The following is a 3630-nucleotide window of genomic DNA, read 5'->3' as shown; positions in this document are numbered from 1 at the left end:
ATAATGGAAAAAGAACCAAAAACGACAGGGAGAAAGGTTTTAGACCCTACCGAAAAGCGGACTAAACAGGTGAAAATTATGCTAACTGAGAAAGAATACGACGAGTTCAGGGAAAAAGCATTTAAAAGCCGGCAGAGCGTTGCAGAGGTCATGCGGGAGCTTGCTAAAGGAAAAGACATAAAAGAGGCCATGACAGCAGAAAAAGCCGCTTTATTACGGGATATCTCCCGAGTAGGGAACAACATTAACCAGATCGCCCAGCTTTGCCGGAAAGAAGGAGTGTTGGCCTATGCCGCCAAAATTGAAGGAATGATAAAATATTTAAACGAGAAAATATATGAGTGAGATACTGAATGAGGCACTTTTAAGCGAAATAAAACGGCTTAAGGCGATCAATATTGAAGGATTAGGCGCAAGTGTCCAAAGACTGGAAGACTCCACTAAAGAAGCCAAAAACCTACACCATGCAGTTAACGAAAACATTGTTAAACTGGGGGGAATGATTGAAAAAGTAAATGTTCCTGCAGAGATAAAATTGACCAGGCATTTAACCATTGGAGCAAAGGATAAATATTTCGGTGCCCTTATTATTTCTTCCCTTGTGTTTCTTCTAATAGGTGCAGCAGGGGTGATTTATGGGGTTAAAAAGGAAAATAAATTAGAGAAAGCAGAGCAAACCATAAGCAACCAAGCGACTTTTATCCAGTGGATGAGAAAGGAAAAAGGAGGTGAAAACATGTATCAAAAGTACCTTCAAGAGCTGAACAAGAAGTAAAAGGAGGGTAAATTAACGAAGGGGGGTACAACGAAATGATTTCAGTACATTTGACACGTTCTGCCATACACAACTCATTATGCAAAGTAAAATTTTGGTTGTCGAGAATGATCAGGATATACTCGATATTATTACCATAATTCTTGAAGACCAAGGCTATAAAGTCATAGCCTCTATTTATTCCTCGATTATTGAGGATATATCCATTATACAGCCAGATTTAATAATGTTAGATCATGTGGTAATGAATGGTTCTGGTAGTGATATTTGCAAGGAAATAAAAGCGAATCCCGTTACAAACAACATTCCTGTTATATTATTATCCACTGCGGTGGGACTGCAACAAATTACAGAAGATGCCTGTGCAGATGGTTTTATAGAAAAGCCTTTTGATATTGACTATTTAGGGGAGCTCATTACCGATCACCTACACAGATTAGCGTAGATCAGCTTAGCCTAAATTTCTAATTTTCTTTTTTAGGTAGTACACCTTTTTTCTGATACGCTCCAACGATATAGGCCGTTGATTTTTCAATGGATGCTTTGCCTTGTCGAATTTTTGCATTCAGATCCTCAATAAACGCTATAAACTTGGTATAACCATCTTTTACAATCAATTCGGAATATTCCTTACTTAATCCATATGCCATAACGTTGCGCACATCTTTCTGAAAATCAATGTCCTTTTGGAAATCAATCTCTAATTGATCAGGTTTGTTTTTTGAACTGTTTACAAATATTTGAATGAACTCGAAAGAACGTCCTTTTTTATAAAGTTCATAATCAAAATGTATGTCCGTATGCTCGTTTATTTGCTTTTTTGCAATGTCCAATACTTTTGTTTTAAAACCTGTTATCTCCGCATATTGTTCATTTCCCTTTTTATCGACCAGCCCAAGCATTTTCTTTAATTCGGTTATAGGTATAGGACGAGGAAATTTTCCAACAGTGCGCCATTGGCATGCTAACATGTAAAGTCTTTTAGCATAACTGGAAGAGCAATCAAGGACGGACTTAAGCTGAAAATGGGTAAAGTTATTTTTGAGGTCGAAAAAATACGGCAGGGATATTTCAGAAAGTTTGACCTCAATAGTCCTTGTTCCCTTTAGATACTTAAAGTACTGAAACAAGACGAATTGTGTATAACCATCCTCTGAATCAACTTCAAACATTCGTGTAAGTAAGCCCTCCGTGCTTTCAGTCAGTTGGGAAATGTTCCATTTGCGACCAGTGATCAATTCAATGTCGGTAACATGGATTTTATAAGCAGTTTCATTCTCTTTTAGTGAAGCTAACACCATAAACATGATATCCAACTGGCAAGCTGTAAAATCATAACGGCCGGAAGTAAGCGCATTATGCTGTTTATAGAGGACTTCTCCTACTTTATTTGCGTCCTGTTCGGTTATAATCCCTAAATCCTTCATATTTAATATAAATTTTATCAAATATACTTAAAAAGTACTAATTAAAAGAACTGTTCTTTTAATTAAGTCTTTGAATGTTATAAAAGGTTCGTTTAATGTTATAAAAGGTTCGTTTAATGTTATAAAAGGTTCGTTTAATGTTATAAAAGGTTCGTTTTCGAGCTTCATAGACTCTGACAGTCAGACCTTTACAAGGGAGTAAAATAGGAAAGTATTTAAAATAATTAAAAAGAACTGTTGTCCCTCAAACGCCGGGTATTTAAGGCAAAAAAGACCGGATTTCTCTTCTTTTTGAAGCTGAAGGGGTCGACGAAAAAAAAACAAAAAAACAAAAAAAAGAAAGAGGGTCGCCGGGGGGCGGGCCGGCCTCAAATAAGACGATATAAGACGTTTATTTTTTTTTCTGCCGTATTACCCGTCTTTTCAATAAAAATCAAACTGACAGTCTTATTTGGGGTAAAAAATGAGGTTAATTGCCCCCCACACATAACGGCTTATCTCCTTCGGCAGATTTGCGGTTTAGGGAAAAAAGATCTGGGAAAAGGAAAAAAGAAAGGAAGAGAAAAAAAGAGGCGCAAATTTATTCGCTGTTTAATCCAGCTATAAAATTACGGTTCATGTAAAAATCCTTTAAAACTCCTATATTGTCGTTTCAAAGGTTGGACGCTTTATTTGGCAAGCAGTGTTTTGAGGGACTGCGTCCTTTCTCAAAACGCTTGTTTCCGGCAACGGTTGCACCGAAGCCAGAAAGCAAAAAGGAAGAAAGAAAGATGATAGCAAAAGTAAAAATGAACTCCAGCATCAGCGCTACGATCAGCTACTGCTGCCGGAGCGACAAGGATGCCACAGTGATTGCCTGCAATGGCACCACGAGCCAAGTGGACCGCGAGCTTCTGATCAAGCAGTTTCAGGCGCAGGCCGATCAACGTCCAGAACTTAAAAATAAAATTATGCAGATCATCATTTCCCATTCTCCGGAAGACACGGCCAAGCTGGCCGGAAAGAAGGAAGATGAAATTTTACAGGATTACATCCAAAGGCTTGCAAAAGGGAAGGGGAAGAATGCAGGTTTAGACCTTACTCAAACCCAATTTGTGGCTATCAGGCATGCAGAAAAAGGGCACATTCATTACCACTTACTTGCCAATATGGTAGACAACCAGGGGGAGCGGTTAAAAGACAACAATATTGGCTATAAGGCCAAAGGGGCAAGTATTGATATCACCAAACAGCATGGCCTGACAAGGGCGATATCGAAAGAACTTAAGCAGGAGTTGGAGATGGAAATAAAAGCACCGGAGCAAACACAGCGCAAAGGTTTTAGCATGGGCAGATAATGGAAAAAGAACCAAAAACGACAGGGAGAAAGGTTTTAGACCCTACCGAAAAGCGGACTAAACAGGTGAAAATTATGCTAACTGAGAAAGA

General features: G+C 38.5%; 5 protein-coding genes. 4 read left to right on the top strand and 1 reads right to left on the bottom strand.

Annotation, left to right across the window (positions count from 1 at the left end):
* From ACIQXP_RS25120 to ACIQXP_RS25110, 3 genes are all read left to right on the top strand, one after another.
* Positions 1-345, top strand: a 345-nt coding sequence (locus ACIQXP_RS25120) for a plasmid mobilization protein (protein WP_402759989.1), incomplete at its 5' end; no start/stop codon positions are given.
* Positions 338-775: a hypothetical protein gene (locus ACIQXP_RS25115; RefSeq protein WP_350502494.1), complete on the top strand. Its 438-nt coding sequence runs from the start codon at positions 338-340 to the stop codon at positions 773-775. The genes ACIQXP_RS25120 and ACIQXP_RS25115, both read left to right, overlap by 8 nt.
* Before the next feature lie 79 nt (positions 776-854).
* Positions 855-1220 carry a response regulator transcription factor gene (locus ACIQXP_RS25110; protein ID WP_350502495.1) on the top strand — a complete coding sequence of 122 codons (366 nt, stop codon included), beginning with the start codon at positions 855-857 and terminating at the stop codon, positions 1218-1220.
* A gap of 19 nt (positions 1221-1239) precedes the next feature.
* On the opposite strand, the gene ACIQXP_RS25105 is transcribed toward ACIQXP_RS25110, so the two are convergent.
* Complete coding sequence (locus ACIQXP_RS25105) at positions 1240-2202, bottom strand: replication initiation protein (RefSeq protein WP_350502496.1); 963 nt, start codon at positions 2200-2202, stop codon at positions 1240-1242.
* A gap of 644 nt (positions 2203-2846) precedes the next feature.
* Between ACIQXP_RS25105 and ACIQXP_RS25100 the strand changes: the two genes are divergently transcribed.
* The gene (locus ACIQXP_RS25100; RefSeq protein ID WP_352114022.1) at positions 2847-3539 is read left to right on the top strand and encodes a relaxase/mobilization nuclease domain-containing protein; all 693 of its coding nucleotides are present in this window, start codon (positions 2847-2849) and stop codon (positions 3537-3539) included.
* The last annotated feature ends 91 nt before the right edge of the window (positions 3540-3630 follow it).

Source organism: Pedobacter suwonensis (assembly GCF_044762335.1).
Lineage (GTDB): Bacteria > Bacteroidota > Bacteroidia > Sphingobacteriales > Sphingobacteriaceae > Pedobacter.
This window is presented reverse-complemented; position numbering and strand designations above follow the sequence as displayed.

Excerpts from the sequence above, each read along its gene's own strand:
- ACIQXP_RS25110 (WP_350502495.1), top strand. The coding sequence starts at position 855 with ATGCAAAGTAAAATTTTGGTTGTCGAGAATGATCAGGATATACTCGAT.
- ACIQXP_RS25105 (WP_350502496.1), bottom strand. The coding sequence starts at position 2,202 with ATGAAGGATTTAGGGATTATAACCGAACAGGACGCAAATAAAGTAGGA.
- ACIQXP_RS25115 (WP_350502494.1), top strand. The coding sequence starts at position 338 with ATGAGTGAGATACTGAATGAGGCACTTTTAAGCGAAATAAAACGGCTT.